This window comes from Archangium violaceum (assembly GCF_016859125.1).
Lineage (GTDB): Bacteria > Myxococcota > Myxococcia > Myxococcales > Myxococcaceae > Archangium > Archangium violaceum_A.
The window spans coordinates 10,817,125-10,842,440 of record NZ_CP069338.1 but is presented as its reverse complement, the minus strand read 5'-3'; the positions used below and the strand labels follow the sequence as shown (position 1 = coordinate 10,842,440).

The following is a 25,316-nucleotide window of genomic DNA, read 5'->3' as shown; positions in this document are numbered from 1 at the left end:
CGATTCACCGCGGGGTGAGCTTCACCAGCCCGGTGTCCACGAAGGCTTGGAAGTACTTCAATGCTTCCAACTCCTTCAGCGGGGACACGCTGATGATGGCTCCCAGATCGCGTTTGCCATCGATGCGTGACAGCAGGTAGCGCTCGGGCGCGCTGAGCTGCGTCGTCTTGAGTTGCGCCGTCGAGACCAGCAGCGAGGGCACCTGGGGCTTGTCCAGCATCTCCCGGCGCAGCGCCCCCAACAGCGCGGCCTCCGCCGAGCGCAGCAGCTCCTCCGTCTCCGGCGTGGCCGACATCTCGTGCGCCCGCCGCGCCAGCGCCTCGCCATCCCGGAAGTTGCCGTTCTCGAGGAACGACTGCGCCGCCTGGATGACCTCGGCCGTGGGGGACTCGGCGCCGATCACATCCACGTCCACCACCTGCGCCTCGTCCTCGTCCTCGGACGGCGCGGGCCGCTGGCGCCCCGCCGGTGGCTTGCTCTGCACCTTCACCGCCTCCAGCCGGTAGAGCGCGTACAGCCGCTGGTACACCAGGAAGTCCGAGGCGTGCAGCACCTTGGTCATCTCGTCGAGCGTCAGCCCCTCGCGGATGCGCTTCACCAGCTTCGCGTCCAGCGTGCCCGGCCTGGGCGGCTCCGGCAGCCGGCTCTCGTCCACCGTCAGGTACAGGTTCCCCGAGGGGAACGCCCCACGGATGGCCTGCCACGCCGTCTCGCGGAACTCGCCCTCCCGGTGGATGTCCGTCAATTCCACGCGCGCATCCACGCCCTCCACCTCTGGCACCGCGCCCGCGTCGAAGGAGAACTCGCCCTCCTCCCAGCGGAACATGTCCAGCAGCGTCTCCCGGAACTTCAGGGTGAGCGTGCCGCGGACCGTCTGCTCGGCCACCAGCCCGGTCATCACCAATATCTTCCCCAGCGGCACCCGCGTCTCGCGCTGGGTGGCATAGGCCCTGCTGAAGTGCTCCTCGGTCAGGTGCCCCATGTTGATGAGGAACTGGCCCAGGAACTCGCGCGGCTGGTTGGAACTGGCGCTCAGCACCTGCCCGTCACGCAGCAGGATGAGCTTGCGCACGCCTGCCCGCATGACCCTCAGCGTTCCCGTGGCCCGCCGGCTGCCCAGGTACGCGACGAGATCCTTGAGGGGCATCGTCGAGAAGTCACCTGACAGACCGCGCATCGCGTCACATCCTTCGACCGAATGATTGTCCGACTCTACTCGAAACCCAACTGTTGCCTCTGCGACCAGGCCAGGGAAGTGCTGGAGCGGCTACGCGAGCGCCTCCCCTTCGACCTGGTGGAGGAGGACATCCGGGCAGATCCCGCCGCCTTCGCCGCCTGGCGGTACGACATCCCGGTGGTCATCATCGACGACCGTGACACCTTCAAGCACCGCCTGGTGGAATCGGAGGTCGAGGCGTGTCTCCGTCGGGCGACAAATGGCACGCCAGTTGCTGATTCAGGTGCGCACGGGGAGTAAGTCCCTTCCCAACCCCAGGAAAAACAAGGGGATGGAAAGGGCAGGGGTGGGTAGGACTGTAAACCTGGGAAGTACGCCGGAGGAACGATGAGGAAAAAGGTTCTGGCCGGACGGGGGACACGGTGGCGTTGAAGCGCAAGCACAAAAGGGCGGAGCAGCCGCTGACGGTGCTGGTGGTGGAGCCGCGAGCGGGAGACCTGGAGAGGACCCGGGTCGTCCTGGGCGAGGCGGGCTTCCGGGTGGTGCCGGTGACGCGCTTCGACGCGGCGGGGCCATTGTTCGAGGCCATCCGCCCGGACGCGGTGGTGCTGGCGGCCCAGCCGCCGGACTACGCGGCGATTTCAGTGGCGCGACGGCTGCGGCAGATGGGCCGGGGCGCGGTGCCCATGCTGTACCTGGTGGACTCCGGGGAGCCGGAGACGTACCGCTACTGCCTGGAAAAGGGGCTGTGCGTGGACATCGTTCCGCGCTCCGGCTCGGGCGAGGAGTTGGTGCTGCGGTTGCGCGCCCAGCTGCGCCTGAAGGCGGCGGTGCGCCGGGCGATCGTCCCGGAGGACGCGGGCTCGGCGGCGCTGCGCGATCCGCTCACCGGGCTGTACACCCGCGCCTTCCTGCTGGAGCTCATCGCCCTGGAGATGAGGCGGACCGAGCGCTTCGGGGGCACCTTCTCGGTGGTGACGGGGTCGCTCGATGACTTCCGTCCCCTGCGCAAGGCGTCCGGCCGGACGCTGGCCGAGCGCCTGCTCGTCTACAGCGCGGTGGTGTTCGGCCAGACGGTGCGCGAGGCGGACATGGTGGCCCGGGTGGGCGAGGAGGAGTTCGCGGTGCTGCTGCCGGGGACTCCGGCGGAGGGCGTGCCGGACGTGATGGCGCGCGTGAGCGAGCGCTTCGCCCTGGCCCGGTTGCAGGTGGAGGGACGGGTGCTGCGCCCCTCGTTGACGCTGGGCGCGGTGAGCTATCCGGATGTGGTGGGGACGCCCGTGCAGTTGCTGAGCAGCTCGTTGCAGGCCCTTCGCAGGGCTCGCGAGGAGCGCCGGGGGGCAGGGGCGGCTGGGATGGGACTGACGGTTTGACGAGGGGCGGACCCGACAGGGACGTCCCACGGAGTGAATCGAGATGGACAGGGTGAGGGGAGGCGAGGGGATGGATCGGATCGCGGTGCTGGTGGTGGACGACGAGGAGCAGGTGCGGACGTTCCTCGCCGAGCTGCTCAGCAGCTCGGGGTACCAGGTGCGCTGCGCGTCGAGTGGCTCCCAGGCACTGGAGATGCTCTCCGGTGGCTCATTCGACGTGGTGCTGCTGGACGTGATGATGCCGGAGATGAGCGGGCTCGAGGTGTTGCGGCGCTACCGGGCCTCCGGAGGTGGCGCGCCCGTCATCGTGCTCTCGGCCCTTTCCGGGGCCGAGGACGCCATGCGCGCCATGAAGCTGGGCGCCAGCGACTATCTGTCCAAGCCCTTCAGCAATGACGAGCTGGAAGACGCGATGAGCCGGGCCCTGGGCAGCCGCATGCCGGCGAGGCAGGGCACCGCGGGCGCGCAGGTGGCGAGCGCGGCGACGGCCCGGGAGGAGTCGAGCGGGGAGCGTGTCCTCATCTCGCACTCGCCGGCCATGCGCCGGGTGCGCGCGTTGGTGGAGCGCATCGCGGACACGGACGTGCCCGTGCTGCTCCTGGGCGAGTCCGGTACGGGCAAGGAGGTGATTGCCCGCGAGGTCCACGCGCGCAGCAACCGGCGCAACCGTCCGTTCATCAAGGTGAACTGCGCGGCGCTGCCGGGCGAGCTGCTGGAGAGCGAGCTCTTCGGCCATGAGCGGGGCGCCTTCACCGGCGCGACGGCGGAGAAGCCGGGCAAGTTCGAGCTGGCGGACCAGGGCACCATCTTCCTGGACGAGATCGGCGAGATGGCCATCCGGCTGCAGGCCAAGCTGCTGCAGGTGCTGCAGGACGAGGAGTTCTTCCGGGTGGGCGGCAAGAAGAGCGTCCGGGTGGACAGCCGCGTGGTGGTGGCGACGAACCGCGACCTGGAGCGGGAGATCGAGCTGGGCAACTTCCGCGAGGACCTGTTCTACCGCCTGAACGTGGTGGCCATCCGGCTGCCGGCGCTGCGCGAGCGTCCCGAGGACATCGTTCCGCTGACGGACCACTTCCTGAAGAAGTACGGGCGGCAGTACATGAGCGGGGTGGCGGAGCTGCCGCCCGAGGTGCTGAGGGCCTTCACCGAGTACGAGTGGCCGGGCAACGTGCGCGAGCTGGAGAACATGGTGCGCCGGCTGTGCGTGCTGAAGGATCCGACGCTGGTGCTGGACGAGCTGCGAGCCGGGGGCAGGACGCCGGCGAGCGCGCCCTCGCTGCCGACGTCCTACGCGGGAGACGGGGACGTGGAGCCTCCCGCGCCGACGCTCCGGGTGCCGGTCCCCGCCGCGATGCCGGCGGTGACGGCGGCGGGAGCGGGTGGCTCGGTGCAGGTCCTGGAGATGCCGTCGCGAGGGGTGGTGCCGCCGGTGGAGGTGCCGGTGAATCAGGTGGCGCCGGTGCGCTACGCGAACCCGTTCGACGTGCCACAACCTCCGCCTCCGCCGCCGAGCGTGCCGGAGGGGGAGATGTCGCTGAAGGACATTGGCAAGCGGGCGGCGATGCTGGCCGAGCGCGAGGCGATCCTGGCGATGCTGCAGCGCACGGCCTGGAACAAGAGGAGAGCGGCGGGCAAGTTGCGCATCAGCTACAAGGCGCTGCTCTACAAGATCAAGGAATGCGGAATCGTGGACCCTAGGGCCACGGCCGAATTCTGATCCCGGGAGTTAGACCCTCTCCCTCTGGGAGAGGGACGGGGTGAGGGTATAGAGGTTCCCGAGTTGGCTCGGGACGAAGGTTCTCGGCGCTCCCCGTCATGTTCAGACGGGTAGCAGGCCCCATGCACATAGGGTGCATGGGGCCATTTTTATTGGGCGAGAGCCGCGAGGAAATCCAAGCGCCCCTCTAGAGACAGACGATCGTGTGTTGTTGGGGCTCAGACTCTCCCAGTGTCGCGGGGAGCCGATCGTGCAGCTGAGGCCATGCAGGCGCACATGGTCGTCGTGGGAGACGCCGAGCAGGTCGCAGATGACGCGAATGGCCACGGGGAGAGCGAAGGCCGCAATCAGGTCGGTGGGCCTCGGCCCGGCCAGCATCGCGTCGAGCGCCTCGTCGACGGTGCGCTGGATTCGCGGTCGCAGGACTTCCATCCGCCGCGACGAGAACTCCTGCACGAGCATGGCCCGCTGGACCCGGTACTCCGAATCGGCGCGGAATGGGAACGGGAAGGTCCGTTCCAGCCGGGCCGCCGATGTGGGCGACGTGTGAGGGAATCCCGGCAGCCTGAAGTCCAGGCTCAGCCGCGGATCGCCGAGGGCCGCATGGGCGTCCTCGTAACGGCTGATCAGCCATGGCGTGCTGCCGTCCCACACCCGAACGCGAGTGATCGGAGCCTCTTTCCTGAGGCGCTTGTACTCAGCCGGAGGGTCCAGCGGGCGCCGCCAGTCCTTGGGCATCGGATAGGAATGGAAATGCGTCTCCGGAACCAGGGCCGCCCCACCCTCCGAATGACGTCCTCACGCCATGCCGCCGGGTGCGCGGGGGCCAGCGGGAGATAGGCCGCGCCGCTTCGCCAGACGGCGATCGCGGTCTCGACGAAGGCGGGCCCGCGGTCCATCACGATCGCGACCACATCACCGCGCCCGATTCCCCTGGCTCGCAGCATCCCGGCCAGGCGCCGGGTCCGCTCCCGTAGCTGTGCGTACGTCACCTCGACGGCCGCGTCCGCCATCGCGACACGGTCGGCATGTCGCCCTCACTGCTGCTCGAGTAGATCCAGCACCGACCGCCACGGTCCGTGATCGATCCTGTTGTCTTGCACGCGTACGGCCATTCGCGCCCCGACCACGCCCTCCAGCGGTGCGTTCCCGGAGTGCGCATTTCCTATCGCCCACGGGCGCTTCAGTCGCAGGCTGGACAGCAGCCGTTCGTATTCTGTTCCGGTGAGCATGATGGACAGGGGATTGTTGTCTTTGTTTTGGAATGGATTTGGAGGCAATTATTTGGAAATGGATCAGTCGTTCATGTACAGGCGTGTCGAAGACTGTCTCAGAGCGATGGGGTGAATGCCTCACGAGAACGAGTGAGGGCTGGCTACCGTCCGAAGGGGGGCGCGGACTCCCACGAAGGAGGTATGACGCTTCCTCCCCCTTTCGAGGGATTTCCCGCACCTGGTTCGAGAGGTATGGGAAATGTTTCGTGTCACGGAAGGAGCGCGGATGATGGATACGACGAGCCACCGCAGGGAGCTGTCGTGGCACCGATGGGTCCTGTCGTGGCTCTGTCTGTTCCTGTCGTACGGCGTGACCGCCACCGCGCGGGCGAATGACCGCGACCGCGGCATCGGCCAGGACCGCGAAGGGACCCTCTGGGTCGGCACCAGTGGTGGTCTCGACTGCTTCCGTCACAGCTCGTTGGTGCTGGCGGAGTTTCCGCGCGGCTCACATGACTTCGCCCTGGCCGCGGGTAACGATGGGGCGATCTGGGCGGGCAGCACCAACCGGCCCCTGATGCGGCTGCACGACAAGCAGGTCGAGTTCACCGAGCTCGGTGAACCTGTCCGCTGCGCGTATCGCGATCCGGAAGGCACCGTGTGGTTGGGGACCTCGGACGGCATCTGGCGCATTGAAAACGACCGTCCCGTGCGCGTTGCCACGATTCCATCCCAAGAGACCTTTCAGCAGGTCCAGGCGATGACGAAGGACGCGGCCGGTGCGTTGTGGGTCGCGATGTCGACGGGCGGGCTGCTGCGCTGGAAGGACGGCGTGTGGACACGCATGGACCCACAGCTCGGCACGACCGAGGTGGCACGCATCTATTCCGCGACGACCGACGCGCGGGGCCGCGTCTGGCTGGGGTACCACGACAACAGGATCGTCATGGTCGACAACGGTCTCGTGCTCCGCTACGGCGCCACGGAGGGGCTCGACGTGGGACTGGGGACCGCGCTACGCGCCGGGCGGCGGTTGTGGGTGGGTGGGCAGCTCGGCCTCGTCCATTTCGACGGGCAGCGTTTCCATCCCCTGGCCGTGGCCAGCAGCGAGCCCCTGCGGGGTGTCGCCGGAATCCTGGAGATGCCCGATGGCGGGCTGTGGATCCATGCGGTGCCGGGCATCTTCCAGACGTGGTGGTTCCGTGCGTCGTGCCTCGCCGTGGTCCTGGCGGGCCTGTGGGGGTTGTTCCTGCTGCGATTGCGCCAGATGCGGGTGCGCATGCGCGGCCTGCTGGAGGAACGTCACCGCGAGCGAGAGCGCATCGCTCGCGAGTTGCACGACACGCTGTTACAGGGCGTTCAGGGGGTGGTCCTGCGCCTCCAGTCGGTGGCGGAGATGCTCCCGGTGGGAGACCCCGTGCGCAACGCGATGGAGGATGCGCTGGACCGGGCCGACAACGTTCTGGTCGAGAGTCGCGACCGGGTGAAGGATCTGCGCGCTGCTTCGGAGCATACCAGGGGCCTGTCCCATGCCTTCGCGAAGGTGGGTGAGGAGTTCGGGCAGGACCATTCCGCGGGCTTCCATGTGGTGGTGGAGGGGCAGCCCACGCCGTTGGAGCCGATCGTTCGCGACGAGGTCTTCCGCATCGGTCGCGAGGCGCTGGTGAACGCGTTCCAACATGCGGATGCGCAGCGGATCGAGGTGGCGCTCACCTATGACTGCCGGGAGCTCCGTCTGCGCGTCCGCGACGATGGACGCGGCGTCGATGTGGAATTCCTACAGGCCGGTGGACGGCCCGGACACTGGGGCCTGTCGGGAATGCGCGAGCGGGCGAAGAAGATCGGCGCGCGGCTCGACATCTCGTGCCGCAGCGAGTCCGGGACGGAAGTGGAGCTACGCGTGCCGGCCAGGGCCGCGTATCTCGGCGCTCAGAAGTGTGCCTGGCGCAACCGCTTGGGGCGCATCGTGGGGGGAGGCCGCTGAGCCGCCGGGGCGTGCCGGTCTCAGATGTCGATGATTCCCCGCTTCAGCGCGACAACCACCGCATGCGTCCGGTCCCTGGCACCGAGCTTGGTCAGGACGTTCTTCATGTGCGTCTTGACCGTCTCCTCGGAGATGCCCATCCGGGCGGCGACTTCCTTGTTGGCGTTTCCGGCGGCGACGTAGGACAGGACGTCACGCTCTCGTGCCGTCAGCTCGTCGTCCGCCACGTGCTCGGCCATCTCGGAGGCGATGTCCGCTGCGATGCGGCGACGTCCCGCATGCACGCTGCGTATCGTCTCCACCAACTCCTTGCGCAGCATGCTCTTGAGCAGATAACCGGATGCTCCGGCCTTGATGGCGCGCAGCGCCTGTGCGTCGCCCTCGTAGGTCGTCAGGACGATGATTCGTGCCGTCGGGAACTCCGTGCGTATCGCCGTGATCGCATCGATGCCTCCCATCGTGGGCATCCGCACATCCATCAGCGTGATGTCGGGCTGATGCTCGCGGAAGGCTCGCAAGGCCTGCTCGCCGTTCTCCGCTTCGGCGATCAACGCCATGTCCGATTGCCCGGCGATCATGGCGCTGAGCCCTTCGCGCAGCACCGGATGATCGTCGACGACCAGGATGCGGATGATCGGGCCTGAGGAACTCATCGGTGTGCTGGATACCTCTCATCACCCTCGTCGGGATCCCCCGAAAGAGGGATGACGGACCGCTTCATCTCGCGGACAACTCCCTGGTGCGGCTGCGTAGGCTGTTCCAGGTGTGGGCTCGACTCTGGCGGCTGACGGTCATAGGAGAGCATCACTATACCGAGAGCCCGGAATTTCCTGGAAGGGCATGCATGAGCCAGGCCCGGCCCACCGTGGGGGGATTCTCCGCGGATGGCCGCCTCTTCACCGTGGACATGAGGGGAGAGCTCCACTCCTGGATGCCCGGAACCCGCGAGGCGAGATTGCTCGCGAGCAACCTCGGCATCGGAACGTCGCTCGCCTTCGTCCCGGGCACCCCCTGGGTGGCGATCGGTACCCAGGAGGGGGTGAGCCGGCTGCGGAGCTCCGTCACGGGACAGGCCAGGGACCTCCACCATCACGAAGGGCTCGTCAACAGCCTGGACGTCACCTCGGATGGGCGTTACCTCGCCGCAGCCAGCGCCGACCGGACCGCGATCCTCTGGGATCTCGCGACCGGAGAGCCCCGCGTGCTGCGCGGACCCCAGCGCCTCGCCTCGGCGGACGAGAACGGTGGGGTGTGGCTGTGGGCGCCCTCCTCGGGAAAGGGACAGAGGCTCGGCGCACACGGCGCGAAGGTGTGGCGGCTCGCGTTCTCTCCCGACGGCGGGCACCTCGCCTCCGCGGGCGAGGACAAGGTGGTGCGGCTGTGGAACGTGAGCACGGGCGAGTCCCGGACCCTGACGGGTCACGCTATCGGGTCGTTCGCGGCGCGGTGCGCCCGAGGATTTGCTCGGCGGTCGCCAGCAGGTGCTGGTTCAGTTCCTCGTCGGAGAGATGGGGGAACCAAGCCGCCGCATTGCGCAACCCGCCGAGCGTGACCGCCAGATACACCAGCTCCGCGTTGTCGGGGGCGTCACTCTCGAAGAGATGTCTGATGCGTTCGGCGAAGAGCGTCATCTTCTCGCTGATGACGGGGCTGGCCGCCGCGATCGGATCCTGCTCCAGCAGGGCCAGGAGCCCACGGTGCTTGACCAGCAGCGACACGTAGCCGCTGAGCGCCAGACGTCTTCGCACCGCCTTCCTGGGCTCGGCCTCCGTCTCATCCAGGAACCGTCCCAGGTCCGTGAACGCCGGCTCCGCCACGGCCGCCAGGAGATCCTCCTTCGTGCGGAAGTGGTAGGACACGGCCGCCTTCGACAGCTCCATGGCCGTGGCGATCATCTGGATGGACGTGCCTTCGTAGCCGTGTTCCGAGAACAGCTCGAGCGCGGTGCGGATCATGCGCTCACGCGTTCGTTCCATGGCAGGGGTCGTCATTCCCCCTCATTACACCCCAATCCCATCCCTCCGTCCTGGATGTCCGTCTGGTCCATGGGCTGGACGATCGTCCAGTCATTCACTTGACGATCGTCCAGTTCGAGCGTTAGACGAACTGGACGATCGTCCAGGAGTCCGGCCGGTCGCTGTACCAGCGGTGCACCAGGATGGCGAGAGGTCCCCAGATGGCACCGGAGCGCCCGGTCGCCGCTTACGGACCGGAATGGAGATCTTCATGAGTGCGACGGAACGGGATGTTGGGATTGCTGGCAGGTTGGTCAACTTCGGGGCCGCGCGTGCCCGGCATGGTGAGAGGGCGGACTTCATGGCGCGCATGCTCGCCGTGGGCGATCCGCTGGCGGACGCGGTGATCGCCGAGTTGGATGCGCTGGGCCAGGCCGGGAGGCAGATGCTCAACGCGGGCCTCGCGGACGGTCTGGACAGCCTGAAGAACCCTCCGCCGGCCATCGCCGCGCTGCTGCGCCAGCTCGAGACCATTCCCGAGTGGGTCGACCGCGAGGCGTTGAGCCAGGGCGACGTCGTGTCCCTGTCCATTCCTCCGCTCTGGAGCGACCTCGCCTTCTCCCTCGGCTCGCTGGTGCATACCTACAGCTCGCCGGCCATCGCCCGGCTGCTGATGCAGACCGGGCAGCTCGCCACCATGGCGCCGAGGCGGCTGCTGGAGACCGGCGTCTGGCGCATCCAGAGCATGCTCCCTGGTGGTCTGGTGCGTGGTGCGCCCGGATACGTCCAGACCGTTCAGGTCCGCCTGCTGCACGCCCGGGTGCGTGCCACCGCGCTCGAACGCGGCTGGGATTACGAGCGGTGGGGTGTCCCCATCAACCAGACCGACGTCGCCCGCACCTGGCTGGACTTCACCGTGGTTCCCTTCCGTGCCTTGGAGAAGGTCGGGATCGCCATCACCGAGGCGCAGCAAGAGGCCCTCTACCGGCACTGGTGGTACGTCGGTTACCTGTTGGGCCTGGACGAGGGTTTCTTCCTGCCCCTGCACAACCATACCGAGGCCGAGGCATTGCTGGAGTTGGTCGACTCCACCCTCTCTCCGCTGGACGAGAACACGCGAGCCCTGGCCACGGCGCTGCTGGATGCCACCGTGGAGGCGACATGCGCCGTTCCGGGCTCTCCCTTCACGCAGCCCGTGGCGCGAGAACTGTTCAATGCCCTGACCCGGAGTTTCCATGGCGACGCGGTCGCCGATGCTCTGGGTATTCCTCCCTCGTCGGTCACATCGCTGCTCCCGCTGTTCGCCGCGGGAAATGCCGAAACCCGGCGCTGGCAACTCCGCACACCGGACTCCGCGGAACAAGCGCGCGCGGAGAACCTTGTCGTCTACCGCGAACGGACATCCCTGGTCCCCGACGGCACGGAATACCAGAAGCACGTCAGGGCCGCGGGCTAGCCGGCTGAAATCCTCTCCAGGATGTATGGCCTCTGCACCCGCGCTTGATTCCAGGACGCACGTAAATACTGGTATTGTCGGTCACTCAGTGACCGCTGTACGCCGCGGACGGAAATAGACGATGCCGCTCGGTATTTTCAGTCCTTTCTTCTTGGGTTCTGGGAATCGGAAAGGAGCGGGCGTCCGACTCCAAACGCTCGAGAGCGGGCGGGCTCGTATTTCTGGCGAAGTGTCTTGATGTGGACGAGGAAGTTCCTGTACCAACATCATGGGGCTTCTCCGCCGGGCTCGACGCTCCGTTCCGCATGGATGGTTTCATCAGTGGAACGGGTCTGGTGAGCAGACGGACGTAGGCCTGAGACACGCAATGTTGGGGGGGGGCGTATGAGCAGTCATGGACCCGTTATGCGCATGTGGCTGATGGGGCTCCTCCTGATCGGGGGCGGGGCGCTCGCACGTGAGCCGCAGGTGCTGCCGGACTTCGATCTGGAGCGTCTGGATTTGAATCCGGGGGCCGCGGGTTCGCTGCTGGTGGGGACGGGGGAGTTGTTGCCAGCGGGCGAGTTGCGTCTGTCGGCGATGGGGCACTACCAACACCACCCGCTGGTGATGGCCCGTGGCAACAAGCGGGTGGCGGCGGTTGGCCACCGGGTCACCACCCATCTGGCGGCCGCGTGGTCTCCGGTCCGCTGGCTCGAATTGGGGGCGCAGATACCCCTGGTGGCGCTCCAGCGAGGTGATGACCTGCGCGCGGAGGGCATCGCGCCGCTGGCGGAGTACGGCATCGCCACGCCCTCGCTGAGTGCTCGCGTGTCACTGCTGTCCCAGGTGGCGGGAATGCCGCTGGACGTGGCGCTGGGGGTCGGGGTGGGCCTGCCGTTCGCGAGCGCCTCCCTGCTCGCGAGCGATGGGAAACCGAGCTACACCCCGCGGGTCATGGTGGGCCGGCGCTTCGGCTGGTTCCGCCTGGCGTTGGAGGCCCAGGGGTTGGTGCGGCCGTTGCTCCAGACCTCGAGCACCGCGCCCTATCAGCAGGCTGATATTGGCAACGAAGTACGTTTCGGGGCGGCAGTGGCCACGGTGGGGCGGCGGCTTCGCTGGGAGCTGAACGTGCGGGGAAGTGTTCCCCTGGTGGATCAGCCGAGCTCGGTGGAGCTGCTGCTCGGACCCCGCTTCCTGATGAACCCGTCGATGGAGGTGTTCACGATCGCGGGGGTGGGGGTGGGCTCGGCACCCGGGACCCCCCTGTTCCGGGTGATGGTGGGGACCGCCTTCGGCGATGTCACGCCCTCTCGGCTGCCAGGAGAGTCGTCCATCAACTGTTCGCCGGACCTGCCGCACTCCTACGAGGAGTGTCCCGACATGGACGAGGACGGGGATGGTGTGCGCAATCTGGTGGACCAGTGTCCGGATGTGGCGGGGACGCTGGAGCGCAACGGATGTCCGCGGCGGGATACGGACAATGACGGCATCGAGGACATCCTGGATGCGTGCATCACGGAGCCGGGCGAGGCGGTGTGGAAGGGTTGCCCGATGCCGGATGGCGACGGAGACGGCGTGGCGGATGAGAAGGACCGCTGCCCGGAGATGCCAGGACTGGCGGACCATGAGGGCTGCCCCAAGAGGGATCGGGACGAGGATGGGGTCGAGGATGATCTGGATCAGTGTCCGGTGATGGCGGGACCGGTGGAGCGTCAGGGCTGCCCGGAGTCGGATGCTGACAGGGACGGGGTCGTCAACCGCCTGGACAGTTGTCCCAATGTGGCGGGCCTCGAGACGAACTATGGGTGTCCGAAGCACGAGATGCCGCTCGTCATCCTCACGCCCACGAAGATAGAGCTGACGTCGAGAATCCTCTTCGAGCCTGGAGACTCGCGGCTGCGGCGTACCTCGGATGCGATCCTGACGTTGTTGGCGAAGGTGCTCAACGAGCACCCGGAGTTCCCTCTCGTCGTGGTGGGGGCGCATACGGACGATCGAGGGAATCGTGAGTCCAACCTGCGGCTGTCCCAGGCTCGGGCGGAGTCGGTGCGCCGGTTCCTCATCCAGAAGGGGGTGGAGCCGGAGCGGCTGGATGCGAAGGGCTACGGACAGGACCGGCCAATCGACAGCAACGCCACGGCCTCCGGCCGGGAGAACAACCGCCGGGTGGAGTTCGAAATCATCTGGCCCGAGTAGGGCCCGCGCGAGCGCTGAGGGGGAGATGAACCAATGAAGAGAGGGTTCCAGGTGGCGCTGTTCGCCATGGGGTTGTTTTCAACCGTGGCCCTGGCCGAGCCCGACACCTTCGGGCTGGGGACCGGGCGGGACGGGTCTCTGGTCGTGACGGAGGCGGGGAGGGTGGTCAACAGCTACACCCAGATGACGGGGCCAGCGGCGCCGGGGGACGGCGTGCTGCTGGTGGAGGGGACGGAGGGCTTCGGGGCCGGAGACCTGGTGTTGGTGTTCCAGGCGACGGGCCTCGTACCGGAGCCCAGGCCTGGGGTGTCCGGGCCGATCGTGCTCTCGGATGATCCGGTGGGACGGTGGGAGTTGGCCCGGCTGGCGGCCGTGGGGAATGGAACGCTGACGTTGAAGGGGCCGCTGGTGCACTCCTATGCGGCACGCGTGACGCAGGTCATCCGGATTCCGGAGTACACCGACGTCCACGTCCAGAGGGGCGCGAGTCTCCGCGCGGTGCCCTGGGATGGTGGCACCGGCGGAGTGGTGGCGTTCCTGGCCACGGGGACCGTGCGCAACGACGGGGAGATCAGTGCCACGGGCGCGGGATTCCGGGGGGGCCGCTATGCCCCGGACGCGTCCGACCCGGAGCGGTGCATGGGGATGGCCGTGGCCGCCCGGCCGGGAGCACGGAAGGGCGAGGGCGTGGCCGTCACGCAGTATGGCCCCATGAAGACCGGGCGGGAGAGCGGCTCCAACGGGGGTGGTGGCGGCGTGTGCCCGATGGCGGGAGGCGGCGGAGGAGGCAATGGCGGGCCAGGTGGACGAGGCGGGTGGTCCGCCGACCTGGGGGAGGGCTCCCTGGACATCGGAGGGCAGGGAGGCGCGAAGCTCGTCCATTCCACGTTCGAGCGCCTGATCTTTGGTGGAGGTGGTGGGAGTGGCCACGGCGAGGACTGGTCTGGCCCGGAAGGAGGGGCGGGAGGAGGCGTCATCTTCATTCGTGCCTTGGAGCTGTCGGGGTTGGGCTCCATTGCCGCCGATGGTGAGGCGGGTGGAAGCGCGAGTGTGGGCGGGGGCAGCGGTGGCGGGGCAGGTGGAGACATTCTCCTGCGGCTCGTCGGCTCTGCGGAGTGCGGCAGTGTCTCCGCGCGCGGCGGTGCCGGTGGAAATACCGTGGGTGGCTTCATGGGAGGTGGCGGCCCGGGAGGCGGAGGTGGCGGTGGACGAGTGTTCCTCCTGGCCGGGTCGTCGAGTGACTGTCTTGCCACCAGTGAGGCGGGACTGGCTGGTTTCTCACCAGGCATGCACGAGGTCCGCTCTTCTGGATCTGGACGTGGTGCCCAGCCGACGATGGAGGCGCTTGCCGTGCACGCGGGCGTTGTTGTCCGATCACAGCCCGTGCCTGTGGACGCTTCTGCCAAGCCGCCGCCCCCGACGGTGACGAGCCCGGTGGACGGCGCTTTTGTGAATACTGAACGGGGGTTTTCAATTGCTGGCAATGCCTCGGACGCCAAAAAAGTGAGTGTAAGTATCTATGCTGAAGGCGAGGCGGGCATTCATACGACGAAGGAGGCTTCTGTCAGCTCTGGGTCATGGATTCTGAATGTCCCCCCGGGTGGCTATGCCGACAGCGCCGCCTTCATAGAGGGCGGAAAGTATATCATAAGAGTCAAGGCGGAAAGTGGATCTGGAGAAACCAGTGATTCTTCTCAGGATGTCAGCTTTTTCGTGGACTGGAGTGCGCCAGGTACGAGAATCGATACGAAGCCGCCCCTGCTGACCAAATCGACGGAAGCCACGTTCACGTTCTCGTCAACGGACAGCGATGTGAAGGGATTCGAGTGTTTGCTGGACGATGGCGCCTACACTTCGTGCACCAGCGGGCAGAAATACACCGGGTTGGGCCACGGCCTCCATACCTTCGCGGTGCGGGCCGTGGATGCGGCGGGAAACGTGGATGGCAGCCCGGCCACGTATTCGTGGACCGTGGACACGGAGGCGCCAGAAACGAGCCTCAGTACGAAGCCGCCAGCGGTGACCAGTTCCACTTCGGCGACCTTCACGTTCTCGTCAACAAGTAGCGATGTGGTGGGATTCGAGTGCGCATTGAACGGAGGCTCCTTTGCGACCTGCACCAGTGGGGTGGAGTACACCGGGTTGGCTCAGGGACTCCGCTCCTTCGCGGTACGGGCCGTGGATGGGGCTGGCAACAAGGATGGCAGTCCGGCCACGCACTCGTGGACCGTGGACTCGAATGCGCCAGAAACGAGCCTCGGTACGAAGCCGCCCCTGCTGACCAACTCGACGGAAGCCACGTTCTCGTTCTCGTCGAATGAGACGGGTGTGACGTACCAATGCTCGCTGGATGGGGGCGCCTACGCGACGTGCACAAGTGAGAAGAAATACACCGGATTGAGTCAGGGCCCCCATACCTTCGCGGTGCGGGCCGTGGATGCGGCGGGAAACGTGGATGGCAGCCCGGCCACGTATTCGTGGACCGTGGACACGGAGGCGCCAGAAACGAGCCTCGGTACGAAGCCGCCAGCGGTGACCAGTTCCACTTCGGCGACCTTCACGTTCTCGTCAACAAGTAGCGATGTGGTGGGATTCGAGTGCGCATTGAACGGAGGCTCCTTTGCGACCTGCACCAGTGGGGTGGAGTACACCGGGTTGGCTCAGGGACTCCGCTCCTTCGCGGTACGGGCCGTGGATGGGGCTGGCAACAAGGATGGCAGTCCGGCCACGCACTCGTGGACCGTGGACTCGAATGCGCCAGAAACGAGCCTCGGTACGAAGCCGCCCCTGCTGACCAACTCGACGGAAGCCACGTTCTCGTTCTCGTCGAATGAGACGGGTGTGACGTACCAATGCTCGCTGGATGGGGGCGCCTACGCGACGTGCACAAGTGAGAAGAAATACACCGGATTGAGTCAGGGCCCCCATACCTTCGCGGTGCGGGCCGTGGATGCGGCGGGAAACGTGGATGGCAGCCCGGCCACGTATTCGTGGACCGTGGACACGGAGGCGCCGGATGTCCGCATCCATGTAAAGCCGCCCGTGTTGGCCAACTCGAAGGAGGCCACGTTCACGTACTCTTCAACGGCCAGAGATGTGGAGCGGTTCGAGTGCTCGCTGGACGATGCCGCCTTCAAGCCGTGCCCGAGCGAGGGGATCACATATACCAGACTCGCCGATGGCTCTCACTCCTTCTCCGTGCAGGCCGTGGACAAGGCGGGAAATGGTAGTCCTACTCGATACAATTGGATCGTCGACACCATTGCGCCCGAGGTGCGAGAGCTGAGGCCTGCGGATGGGGAGATGGTGAACTCACAAACGCCCCTCATTACAGGCAGGTTGGAGGAGCCGCTCAGTACGGTGCGGGTCTATATCGATGGCGAGTTGGCTGGGGATCTGCTCGTGGATCACTCGGGTTCATGGTCTTTCAGGTCGCCCATGCACCTGGCCAATGGCCCGCACACGGTGAGCGCTGAAGCCACGGATCCAGCCGGGAATACAGGTCCTCGTACCCCCATGCAGGCCTTCACCGTGGACACGGAGCCCCCTGATACCCACATTGTCGAGGGCCCACCTTCCACCCATAACTCCAGACTGGCGGCTTTCGTCTTCTCGTCCCCCAACGGAGCCACCGAATTCGAGTGCCAGCTCGACGATGCTCCGGATTACACGGCCTGTGGCGCGGAATCGCTCTTCTCGGGACTTGCCAATGGTACCCACAAGCTTCGGGTTCGCGCCAAGGACCCTGCTGGAAATGTGGACCCGGAGCCTTCGGTCTATGAATGGTATGTCCTCGTCGAGTTGCCGCGAGCTCCCGAGATCTTGGAACCAGCTGATGGTGCCGAGGTGAATACCAGGACACCGGGCATCAGCGGAACGGCCGTGGCCAATGGCTCGGTAACCGTCTATATCAATGACAAGAAGAGCGGTGTCGCGCTGGTGGATGAGTCGGGACATTGGATCTTCAGACCCCCAGAGCCCCTGGAAGATGGGGTGTATAGAATGACGGCTGAGGCGACGGACGTGGCTGGCAACACCAGCGAGCAGCACTCGCTGGTTCGAGTCTTCACCGTTCGCTACATGGAGGGGGAGCCGCTTCGGTCGATTGGTGGCGGGTTGAGTTGCACCGCCTCGGGCACCGGTGTCTCTCTGTCCCTGCTGGGAGTGGGGGGGTTGATCCTGCTCTCCGCTCGACGCCGCCATCGCCGCTGACGCCTTTTCACCTTCACCTACCTGGCCCGATCCGGGTCAATCTAACGCTGTTGGAGGAGTAATAGATGAGAGGATGTCTGCCGTTGGTGCTATGGGCCGTAGGGCTCTGTCCCACCGTTGCCCTGGCTTTGCCGGAAACGCGAATCACCGCCGCTCCTCCGCTCTATACAAAGCAGAGGGAAGCCACATTCACATTCAATTCTCCCACATCCGGTGTGACCTTTGAATGTTCGTTCGATGGGTCCGACTATACCCCGTGCGTCAGCCCGAAGAGCTACAGTGCGCTCGCCGATGGTCGGCACAACTTCCTGGTGAGGGCCGTGGATGCCACCGGTGTGGATACGACCCCTGCCCGGTACCCATGGACTATCGACAACGTAGCTCCCTCTGTGCAGATCACCCAGCCCGCGAAGGACGAGGGGGTGGGCTCGCGAGCGCCGATCATCAAGGGAAAGGTCGAGGACCCATTCAGCACGGTTCGCGTCTTCGTTGACGAGGAACTCGCGGGTTCCGTGGAGGCTGAGGCGGACGGAGATTGGATCCTGGAGACCTCCCTGAATCTGGCCAACGGGCCTCACACTGTGAGCGCGGAGGCCACGGATCCGGCGGGCAACGTGGGGGCTCGCTCCTCCTCCATCCCCTTCAGTGTGGATACGGAGCCTCCTGAAACCAACATCGTCGAGGGTCCGCCGTCCATCCACTACTCCGGAGTCGCCGTCTTCATCTTCGAGTCCCCCAGTGGGGCCACGAACTTCGAGTGCCAGCTCGATGATGCGGCCGACTTCACCGCTTGCGCGGCGGCGCAGCTCTACACGAACCTCGCCGAGGGTTCTCACTCGTTGAAGGTGCGTGCCAAGGACAGCGCGGGCAACGTGGACCCGTCTCCCTCGGTCCATCAATGGAGTGTCTCCCTCCAGGCTGCCTCCGCTCCGGATCTCCTGGAACCCGCGGACGGCGCCGTCGTGGATACCGAGTTCCCGGTTATCTCCGGGCGGACTCAGGCCCAGAGGCTGGTGGCCGTCTACATCGATGACGTGAAGAGCGGCGTGGCGCTGGCCGACGAGTCCGGAGCTTGGAGCTTCAGGCCAACGGCTCCCTTGAAGGAGGGCGAGCACAAGCTGAACGTGGGCTCATTGGATGCCAGCGGAAACACTCTCGAGCCGCGTTCCGCTACGCGCTCCTTCTCCGTCTCACTCGGGGGCTGTGCCGCCTCGGGCGCGCAGCCGCTGCTGCCCCTGATGGGCCTGGTCCTACTCGCCATGCGTCGGCGTCGGAGCTGATTCAACGCCGCGCGGGGTCCGTGCCCTGGCGCGGGCCCTTCGGTGACTGGTCCGCCTTTCAGGCGGCTGGGGCGTCTATGCGGCCCTGCTGCGGGAGGAGGAAGTATCGCTCCCGCAGCACGGTACGCCGGAGCGCATCCTCGTCGGTGAACCCCAGGGCACGTGCATACACGCCGATGTCCGGGGGAGCGGGACGGTCTGGCCGCTTCGATCGGTGGCGGGTTGAGCTGTGCCTCCTCGGGCACCGATGCCTCACTGCCCCTGCTGGGGTTGGGGGGGCTTGCTTCTTCTCTCAACCAGCCGCCATCGCTGCTGACGACGCTTCACCTTCACCTACCAGGCCCTAGCCGGGTCAACCTATCACTGTTGGAGGAGTAATAGATGAGAGGATGTCTGCCGTTGGTGCTATGGGCCGTAGGGCTCTGTCCCACCGTTGCCCTGGCCGCGCCGGATACGCAAATCACCGCCAGGCCTTCGCTTTATACAAAACAGAGGGACGCTAGATTCACGTTCACTTCCACCACATCTGGTGTGACCTTTGAATGCTCGTTCGATAGATCCGACTACAGCCCGTGCGTCAGCCCGAAGAGCTACAGTGGGCTTGCCGATGGCCGACACACCTTCCTGGTGAGGGCCATGGATGCCACCGGCGTGGATATAACCCCTGCCCAATACATATGGACTATCGATAACGTAGCTCCCGGGGTGCAGATCACCCCGCCTTATTCACGAGAGGTGCAGGAGGATGACCGGAAAAGGAGGGTGACGCGCCTGACCTCCCGAGTGGTAGAGGGGTGTTGTTCAGACATCCACCACCACAAGGCAGGAGGCGCGTCATGGGTGAAATCCTCAACGACTTCGGGCTGGAGTTCAACGGCTCCGTGAAGCTGGAGGCGAGGGCGGAGCGGTTGACGTCGGAGGCAGGTGCGGTGCTGCTGAGGGAGGTGGACGAGCGGTTGGGGCTGACGCGCTGGCTGGGGGAGATGTTGACGGACACGCGAGACGAGAAGCGGATAACCCACTCGCTGAGGGAGTTGGTGCGCACGGACCTTCTGCTGTTGGGGCAAGGGTGGAGAGACCACGACGACGCGGACGCGCTCAGGAGGGACGCGGCGTTGAGGTTGGCGGTGTCGGACAGCAAGAGCAGCGTGCCGCTGAGGGGGAAAGAGGGGGGAGCGGAGGGGTTGGCCTCACAGCCCACCTTGTCGCGGCTGACGGCCATGTTGGCGCGAGAGGAAAACCGGAAGGTGCTGCACGAGGCGCTGGTGTGGCAGACGGGGCGGAGGCTGAGGGCGCAGCAGCCCAAGGGCCAGAAGCTCAAGCAGGTGACGGTGGACGTGGACGGGTTGCCGGTGGAGGTGCATGGGCACCAGGAGGGCAGCGCGTACAACGGGCACTACGGAGTACGCATGTACCACCCGATTGTCGCCAGTCTCGCCGAGACGGGAGACCTGCTGGACGTGAGGTTGCGCGAGGAAACGTGCACAGCGCCAATGGAGCGCTGGAATTCATCGACGAGTTGCTGGGGCGAGTGGAGAAGGAGGTGTGTGAGGTGGCGGCGGTGCGCTTCGACGCGGGCTTTCCCGAGGAGAAGCTGCTGGCGAAGCTGGAGGAGCGAGGCACGCCCTACGTGGCGCGCGTGCGCAACACCAGCGTGTTGCAGCGGGAGGCGGCGCTGCCGCGCTTCATGAATTCGGGAGTGCCGCTGGGGGAGCCGGGCACCCACCTGTACGAATGGGAGTACCAGGCGCAGGGCTGGAGCCGTGCGCGGCGCGTGGTGTTGGTAGTGCTGGAGAGGAAGGACGAGCTCTTCCCGCACGCCTTCTGGCTGGTGACGAGCTGGAGCAAGGAGCAGATGCCGGCACAGGCGCTGCTGGAGCACTACCGCCAACGCGGCACGGCGGAGGGCCACTTCGGAGAGCTCATGGACGTGCTGGCCCCGGCGCTCTCCTCGGCCAGACGGCCCAAGTCCAAGTACCGGGGGCAGCCGCCCGTCCAGCGCTCGGTGTCCATCGACGCCTTCGCCAACAACGAGGTACGCCTGTTGCTCAATGCCCTGGCCTACAACCTGGTGCACGCCGCGCGCGTGCTGATGGAGCAGGCCACGGGCGAGGGCTGGGGCTGCTCCGTGTGCGCGAGCGGGTGCTCAAAGTAGCCGCGCGGGTGCTGTTACACGCCAGAAGAGTGGTGCTGGTCATTGGCCGGGAGTCGGCCAGCCTCTGGCAGAAGCTGTGGACGAAGCTGGGCTCGCTGAGCACAGCGCACATCACGTAGCTGCCTGGAGTCAATTGCAGCTCACGTGTCGCACTCTCCCCACTCCCCTCTCCATCTCCTCCTGCTTGCTACCCGCTGCCCCGGGGCGGGCTTCCTCTGCCTTGTGCCCGATAACTCAACCCAACGCGCTCGACCTCAGCCTTCATGCATGTCTTGAGCCAGTCGTCGCGAATATGGTGGGATCACCCAGCCTGCGAAAGATGGGATGGTGGGCTCGCGAGCGCCGGTCATCAAGGGAAAGGTCGATGATCCATTCAGCACGGTTCGCGTCTTCGTGGACGGGGAACTCGCGGGTTCCGAGCAGGCGGACGATCTCGGGATGTGGACTATTGAGACCACCGTGAATCTGGGCAATGGGCCCCACTCGGTGAGCGCGGAGGCCACCGATCCGGCGGGCAACGTGGGGGCTCGCTCCGCCTCCATCCCCTTCAATGTGGATACGGAGCCTCCTGAAACCAACATCGTCGAGGGTCCGCCGTCCGTCCACTACTCCGGGATCGCCGTCTTCATCTTCGAGTCCCCCAGTGGGGCCACGAATTTCGAGTGCCAGCTCGATGATGCGGCCGACTTCACCGCTTGTGCGGCGGCACAGCTCTATACGAACCTCGCCGAGGGTTCTCACTCGTTGAAGGTGCGTGCCAAGGACAGCGCGGGCAACGTGGATCCGTCTCCCTCCGTCCATCAATGGAGCGTCTCTCTCCTGGCTTCCTCCGCTCCGGAAATTTTGGAGCCTGCGGACGGCGCCGTCGTGGATACCGAGTTCCCGGTCATCTCCGGGCGGACCCAGGCCCAGAGGCTGGTGGCTGTCTACATCGATGACGTGAAGAGTGGCGTGGTGCTGGCCGACGACTCCGGGGCTTGGAGCTTCAGGCCAACGGCTCCCTTGAAGGAGGGCGAGCACAAGCTGAACGTGGGCGCGTTGGATGCCAGCGGAAACACTCTCGAGCCGCGTTCCGCTACGCGCTCCTTCTCCGTCTCACTCGGGGGCTGTGCCGCCTCGGGCGCGCAGCCGCTGCTGCCCCTGCTGGGCCTGGTCCTGCTCGCCATGCGTCGGCGTCGGGCCTGATTCATGAGAATGGCCGTGCCGCGGGAGCAGGAAACATCGCTCCCGTAGCACGGCTCGCCGGAGGGCATCTTCGTCGGCGAACCCCTGGGCGCGCGCGTACACGTCGATGTCCGCAGGAACGGGGCGCTCGAGCCGCTCCTGGAAGTACCATTCCCAGAGCTCCTCCTCGGAGAGCCCTGCCTCGGCCAGTCCTGGCCTCTCCAGTCCGGACCCGGCGAGCACCTGCTCCTTGCGGCGGACGCGTTCCAGGAGCGACCCGTACTCGCCGGTTGAGCGCAGGTGGTCTGGCAGATGCCAGGCGATCTCCGGTTCGAGGAGCGCTTCGATCCGGCGCACCTGGAACTCCCCCTCGAAGAACGACACTTCATCCTCGACGTGCTGCTCCTCGAGCCAGCGCTCGAACCGCTCCGCTTCGAGCAAGCCGCGCTCGCGCCGGAACGTGTCGCAGACCTCACGCAGTTCTTCCTCCCGGACGGCATGCCCCTGCCGCATGGCCTCCTCCACCGCCAGCGCACGTAACAGTGCTCCCCGCCGGGCTCGAGGAAACGTGCCGGAGATTCGCAGCTCCTCGAGGAGCGACTCCCGCAGGGGTTCTCCTCCCTGTCCCTCCAGAGTCGAGGAGAGCTGCTCGGAGCGGCGGCGCGCCTCCTCCCAGGCATCCGTTCGCGAGAGCGAATAGGTGACCTTCTTCGGACCGGGGTGGTTCGCCAGCTCCTCGCGCATGTCGCGCAGCATGGCCAGCGCGTCCTCTCGCTTCTGGTTGATGCGACCCCGGGGCAACCAGGAACGGAGCCGCTCCAGCTCAACGGCTGGTACTCCCTCGCGAGAAGCCTGGGCCAGCAGGGCGGGGTAGCAACGCTCCGGGTAATGGAGCCCCTTGGCGATCCGTTCCAATGTGGCTCGCGTCTCCAGGCGGACTACCCCCGCCCGTTCGGCGCTCGCCAGTGTGGCCCGGATGTTGACCATTGCCTCCGAGAGCGGGCGATAGCCTTCTTCCGCCGGGGCGTGCACCACCGCGACCTCGTCATCGTCCTCCAGATCGCCGTGCAGGAACGCCTCGAAGGTGGCGCCGACTCCGCGCATGCCGAACGAGGCCAGCTCCGCCGCGCGCAGGGCTCCCATGCTGGCGCTCCCGTAGACGTGGATGCCCTCGGCCATGGCCCAGAGGATCTCCTTGTGCCACACGGCGGGCGTGCGCTCGAAGTACCCATCGATGAGCCCGATGGCCTCGGGGCGTTCGCACGCGGTCCGGTACACGTCTCCCTGGGCCGCGGGCGGCAGGAACACCGCGTCGAGCTCCGCCCTGGCTTCCTCCACGGAGAGGGTCGGTCCAACGAAGACGTAGATCATCGCGAGCGCTCCTCCAGGAGCCGGCGGGCCCGGGCACCTGGGACGTAGCCCGGAGCGTCGTGAATGGCTTCCAGGCCGGGAATGACCACTCGCGCCACCGCGATCCCGAACGCGGGCTTGGAGAGGTCCACCACCACCACCTGCTCGAGTCCCACCGCGGCCAGACGCTCCAACTCCCAGGCCACGTCCTCGTCGAAGCTGTCCCCCTCGAAGGAGGGAATCTCGTGGAAGCGCCGCACGGGCTCGCCGGAGTGCATCAGCTTCCGGACGCGGAGCCAGAGGGCCGGGTCCGTCAGGGTCTCGTAGTACCGGGCGACGCCCAGGTCATCGCGCGAGCCGGAGATCAACGTGGCCCGGACCTGGGCCGCCTCGGTGAGGGCGCGCAGGAGCGCCACCTGGCGGGCGGGATGGCACCCCGCGCCCGTCGTGGGAAAGAGCGGGCGGAGGGGTTCCGGCGAGCGCTCGGCGCTCATGCAGAAGAAGGCGGGCAGACCGACATCCGAGGTCGTCTCCCAGACGGCCACGTCCACCCCGGCGCGATCGAATTTCTCCAGCACCTCGCGGCAGCCCGGGTCCTCCACGGTGTCCAGGTCGAGCCGGGTCCGCTGCCGCTCCTCCGCGGTGCGCAGGTGCCAGAGGGTGGTCGCGTCGCGCTCCACCACCTCGCACAGGCCGTGGCTGATCGCCTCCAGCAGGTGGTTGCCGGAGGCCAGCCCGTTGGAGCTCATGAAGAACGAGCCGCTGCCGGAGGGGAGCGGCAGCGTGTAGTCGGTATGCACCAGCTCGTAGGGCAGCCACACCGGGGTGTTGCCCCGTAAATCGCGGCCTTCGATCCACAGCAGCCGCAGGGAAGGGTGGAAGGCGCCCACCGACAGCCGGGGGAGCCGGGTGACGTCGATCAGCGGATGGCTGAAGCGCAGCTCGTTGTGACTGGCGAGTACGAGCGGGAGGGTGATGTGCTCGGCGTGATACGTCTCCACGGCCTCCATGAGCCCGGAGACCCTGGCCGAGGTGAGATCCAACCCCTTGCCCTGGGAGACCGCGAGGGAGCGTGAGTTGGGCCGGCAGACCGTCACCACGGGAATGCCCAGACGGTCCAGGCCGGTGATGTTGGCGATGCGGGTGATGCCCATCACCGCCATCAGGGGACGCACCCGCCGCAGCGTCTCCTCGGGGGAGCGCAGGCGGTGCGTCCCTTCCCGGTACCGCTTGGGCGCCGCCGGTCCGGTGGCGGCGGTGTGGGTCGCCGGGTCGATCATTCGTCGTTCCTGTCATCCCCGCGGTGGGCGATGGACGTGACGCGCCTACGTGAGCCTCCGGACCTCGAGCCACGACGGGTCTGGGCGCGGCGCTCGACGGGTCTCTGTCCCTCCACCTCCAGGCCTTGCGTCCGCTGCCCCTTGACGAGCCGGGCGGCGTGCGCGCTTCCCCTCCGGATGGAGGCCATGTTCACCAACTGGCAGGCGCTGCCCGCCGTGGGCAGACGGGGGATGTCCGCGACCACCGCGCCCAGCTCCACCATGAGTTGTGGTGCGCTCTGCATGTCCTCCGGGAGCACCTGCTGCTCGTAGTACTGCTTCTTCACCAGGTAGAACTTCCCGTCCTCGCCGAAGATGACCAGGTCGTCCCTCTCGACCCGCAGTCCTGGCGGGCTCTCGACCTCGGGGGGCTCGGAGGTGGCATTCACCGGGTCGCCGTTCGGGATCGGGCGCCCGGCGCGGGGATCCTTGTGCTTCTCGCTCTCCTGCCGGATGGCGGCCATGTTCAGCACGATGCAGGCGCAATCCGCCGTCAAGGGCTCGCGCGCCGTCTCATCCTCCTGTGCCGATTGATAGGCGGTGACGTCCGCGACCACCGCCCCCAGTCCCACCAGGAACTCCGGTGCGCTCTTGAACCTGTCCGGGAGCCGTTGCTCCGGGGTCGCGTAGTAGGTCTTGGGTACGTGGTGGAACTTCCCGTCCTCGCCGAAGATGACCAGATCGTCTTGTTCGAGTTGCAGTGCCGTCACGCGTGTCCGCTCGGCCTGGCCTGGCTTTGATTTTCCGTTGTTCATGAGGTGGCTCCTGCTGAGGGATCGTCT

18 protein-coding genes and 2 pseudogenes are annotated in these 25,316 nt (G+C 66.6%); 12 read left to right on the top strand and 8 right to left on the bottom strand.

The genetic code is table 11. From position 1 onward, the window contains the following. Positions 1-4: 4 nt before the first annotated feature. Positions 5-1,177, bottom strand: coding sequence for a DUF4388 domain-containing protein (locus JQX13_RS45765; RefSeq protein WP_203405704.1), 1,173 nt, complete (start codon positions 1,175-1,177; stop codon positions 5-7). Between the two features lie 21 nt (positions 1,178-1,198). On the opposite strand from JQX13_RS45765, the gene JQX13_RS45760 reads away from it, so the two are divergent. From JQX13_RS45760 to JQX13_RS45750, 3 genes are all read left to right on the top strand, one after another. Next, positions 1,199-1,477 carry a glutaredoxin family protein gene (locus JQX13_RS45760; RefSeq protein ID WP_203405703.1) on the top strand — a complete coding sequence of 93 codons (279 nt, stop codon included), beginning with the start codon at positions 1,199-1,201 and terminating at the stop codon, positions 1,475-1,477. Between the two features lie 122 nt (positions 1,478-1,599). Beyond that, the gene (locus tag JQX13_RS45755; protein ID WP_203405702.1) at positions 1,600-2,550 is read left to right on the top strand and encodes a GGDEF domain-containing protein; all 951 of its coding nucleotides are present in this window, start codon (positions 1,600-1,602) and stop codon (positions 2,548-2,550) included. Positions 2,551-2,620: 70 nt separating this feature from the next. Continuing rightward, positions 2,621-4,267, top strand: coding sequence for a sigma-54-dependent transcriptional regulator (locus JQX13_RS45750; protein ID WP_203405701.1), 1,647 nt, complete (start codon positions 2,621-2,623; stop codon positions 4,265-4,267). A 102-nt stretch (positions 4,268-4,369) separates the two neighbouring features. Here the strand turns inward: JQX13_RS45750 and JQX13_RS45745 are convergent, their stop codons facing one another. Together JQX13_RS45745 and JQX13_RS45740 are read right to left on the bottom strand one after the other, a co-directional pair. Beyond that, a complete protein-coding gene (locus JQX13_RS45745) occupies positions 4,370-5,005 on the bottom strand; it encodes a hypothetical protein (protein WP_239015558.1) in 636 nt (211 codons plus the stop codon). Further along, positions 4,894-5,280 carry an AMP-binding protein gene (locus JQX13_RS45740; protein ID WP_203405700.1) on the bottom strand — a complete coding sequence of 129 codons (387 nt, stop codon included), beginning with the start codon at positions 5,278-5,280 and terminating at the stop codon, positions 4,894-4,896. Before JQX13_RS45740 ends, JQX13_RS45745 begins: the two co-directional genes overlap by 112 nt. A gap of 487 nt (positions 5,281-5,767) precedes the next feature. Between JQX13_RS45740 and JQX13_RS45735 the strand changes: the two genes are divergently transcribed. Further along, positions 5,768-7,465, top strand: a complete 1,698-nt coding sequence (locus JQX13_RS45735) for a sensor histidine kinase (protein ID WP_203405699.1) — start codon at positions 5,768-5,770, stop codon at positions 7,463-7,465. Positions 7,466-7,485: 20 nt separating this feature from the next. Here JQX13_RS45735 and JQX13_RS45730 read toward each other — a convergent pair whose 3' ends face one another. Then, positions 7,486-8,118, bottom strand: a complete 633-nt coding sequence (locus JQX13_RS45730) for a response regulator (protein ID WP_203405698.1) — start codon at positions 8,116-8,118, stop codon at positions 7,486-7,488. 191 nt (positions 8,119-8,309) lie between these two features. Between JQX13_RS45730 and JQX13_RS54895 the strand changes: the two are divergent. Further along, positions 8,310-8,804: pseudogene (locus JQX13_RS54895) on the top strand (WD40 repeat domain-containing protein); the annotation flags it as partial. An 85-nt stretch (positions 8,805-8,889) separates the two neighbouring features. Here the strand turns inward: JQX13_RS54895 and JQX13_RS54890 are convergent. After that, positions 8,890-9,441, bottom strand: a complete 552-nt coding sequence (locus JQX13_RS54890; RefSeq protein ID WP_239014252.1) for a TetR/AcrR family transcriptional regulator — start codon at positions 9,439-9,441, stop codon at positions 8,890-8,892. A 250-nt stretch (positions 9,442-9,691) separates the two neighbouring features. On the opposite strand from JQX13_RS54890, the gene JQX13_RS45720 reads away from it, so the two are divergent. From JQX13_RS45720 to JQX13_RS45695, 7 genes and pseudogenes are all read left to right on the top strand, one after another. Next, on the top strand, positions 9,692-10,876 hold the full coding sequence (locus JQX13_RS45720; RefSeq protein WP_203405696.1) for an oxygenase MpaB family protein: 1,185 nt from the start codon (positions 9,692-9,694) through the stop codon (positions 10,874-10,876). A 384-nt stretch (positions 10,877-11,260) separates the two neighbouring features. Continuing rightward, a complete protein-coding gene (locus JQX13_RS45715; RefSeq protein ID WP_203405695.1) occupies positions 11,261-13,054 on the top strand; it encodes an OmpA family protein in 1,794 nt (597 codons plus the stop codon). Between the two features lie 33 nt (positions 13,055-13,087). Further along, the gene (agmC, locus tag JQX13_RS45710) at positions 13,088-17,266 is read left to right on the top strand and encodes an adventurous gliding motility protein AgmC (protein WP_203405694.1); all 4,179 of its coding nucleotides are present in this window, start codon (positions 13,088-13,090) and stop codon (positions 17,264-17,266) included. A 389-nt stretch (positions 17,267-17,655) separates the two neighbouring features. Next, entirely contained in the window at positions 17,656-18,546 is an 891-nt protein-coding gene (locus JQX13_RS45705; RefSeq protein WP_203405693.1) for an Ig-like domain-containing protein, read from the top strand. An 836-nt stretch (positions 18,547-19,382) separates the two neighbouring features. Then, positions 19,383-20,701: pseudogene (locus tag JQX13_RS56640) on the top strand (IS1380 family transposase). Beyond that, positions 20,689-20,820, top strand: a complete 132-nt coding sequence (locus JQX13_RS55735) for a hypothetical protein (RefSeq protein ID WP_275424885.1) — start codon at positions 20,689-20,691, stop codon at positions 20,818-20,820. The pseudogene JQX13_RS56640 and the gene JQX13_RS55735 overlap by 13 nt, the downstream one beginning before the upstream one ends. Positions 20,821-21,025: 205 nt before the next feature. After that, a complete protein-coding gene (locus tag JQX13_RS45695; RefSeq protein WP_203405691.1) occupies positions 21,026-21,886 on the top strand; it encodes an Ig-like domain-containing protein in 861 nt (286 codons plus the stop codon). Here the strand turns inward: JQX13_RS45695 and JQX13_RS45690 are convergent. Genes JQX13_RS45690 through JQX13_RS45680 form a run of 3 tightly spaced genes read right to left on the bottom strand, consistent with a single transcriptional unit; the run spans position 21,797 to position 25,289 of the window. Next, positions 21,797-23,236, bottom strand: a complete 1,440-nt coding sequence (locus tag JQX13_RS45690) for a TfuA-like protein (RefSeq protein WP_203405690.1) — start codon at positions 23,234-23,236, stop codon at positions 21,797-21,799. The genes JQX13_RS45695 and JQX13_RS45690 overlap by 90 nt on opposite strands. Beyond that, positions 23,233-24,495: a YcaO-like family protein gene (locus JQX13_RS45685; RefSeq protein WP_203405689.1), complete on the bottom strand. Its 1,263-nt coding sequence runs from the start codon at positions 24,493-24,495 to the stop codon at positions 23,233-23,235. Before JQX13_RS45685 ends, JQX13_RS45690 begins: the two co-directional genes overlap by 4 nt. Further along, the gene (locus tag JQX13_RS45680; RefSeq protein ID WP_203405688.1) at positions 24,492-25,289 is read right to left on the bottom strand and encodes a hypothetical protein; all 798 of its coding nucleotides are present in this window, start codon (positions 25,287-25,289) and stop codon (positions 24,492-24,494) included. The genes JQX13_RS45685 and JQX13_RS45680 overlap by 4 nt, the downstream gene beginning before the upstream one ends. Positions 25,290-25,316 lie beyond the last annotated feature (27 nt).

Bases quoted from the DNA above. Each gene is read 5' to 3' on its own strand.
- JQX13_RS45730 (WP_203405698.1), bottom strand. From the start codon at position 8,118: ATGAGTTCCTCAGGCCCGATCATCCGCATCCTGGTCGTCGACGATCAT.
- JQX13_RS45720 (WP_203405696.1), top strand. From the start codon at position 9,692: ATGAGTGCGACGGAACGGGATGTTGGGATTGCTGGCAGGTTGGTCAAC.
- JQX13_RS45740 (WP_203405700.1), bottom strand. From the start codon at position 5,280: ATGGCGGACGCGGCCGTCGAGGTGACGTACGCACAGCTACGGGAGCGG.
- JQX13_RS45750 (WP_203405701.1), top strand. From the start codon at position 2,621: ATGGATCGGATCGCGGTGCTGGTGGTGGACGACGAGGAGCAGGTGCGG.
- JQX13_RS45745 (WP_239015558.1), bottom strand. From the start codon at position 5,005: ATGCCCAAGGACTGGCGGCGCCCGCTGGACCCTCCGGCTGAGTACAAG.
- JQX13_RS45690 (WP_203405690.1), bottom strand. From the start codon at position 23,236: ATGATCTACGTCTTCGTTGGACCGACCCTCTCCGTGGAGGAAGCCAGG.
- JQX13_RS45715 (WP_203405695.1), top strand. From the start codon at position 11,261: ATGAGCAGTCATGGACCCGTTATGCGCATGTGGCTGATGGGGCTCCTC.
- JQX13_RS45695 (WP_203405691.1), top strand. From the start codon at position 21,026: ATGGTGGGCTCGCGAGCGCCGGTCATCAAGGGAAAGGTCGATGATCCA.
- JQX13_RS45685 (WP_203405689.1), bottom strand. From the start codon at position 24,495: ATGATCGACCCGGCGACCCACACCGCCGCCACCGGACCGGCGGCGCCC.
- JQX13_RS45765 (WP_203405704.1), bottom strand. From the start codon at position 1,177: ATGCGCGGTCTGTCAGGTGACTTCTCGACGATGCCCCTCAAGGATCTC.
- JQX13_RS45735 (WP_203405699.1), top strand. From the start codon at position 5,768: ATGATGGATACGACGAGCCACCGCAGGGAGCTGTCGTGGCACCGATGG.
- agmC (WP_203405694.1), top strand. From the start codon at position 13,088: ATGAAGAGAGGGTTCCAGGTGGCGCTGTTCGCCATGGGGTTGTTTTCA.
- JQX13_RS45680 (WP_203405688.1), bottom strand. From the start codon at position 25,289: ATGAACAACGGAAAATCAAAGCCAGGCCAGGCCGAGCGGACACGCGTG.
- JQX13_RS54890 (WP_239014252.1), bottom strand. From the start codon at position 9,441: ATGGAACGAACGCGTGAGCGCATGATCCGCACCGCGCTCGAGCTGTTC.
- JQX13_RS45760 (WP_203405703.1), top strand. From the start codon at position 1,199: ATGATTGTCCGACTCTACTCGAAACCCAACTGTTGCCTCTGCGACCAG.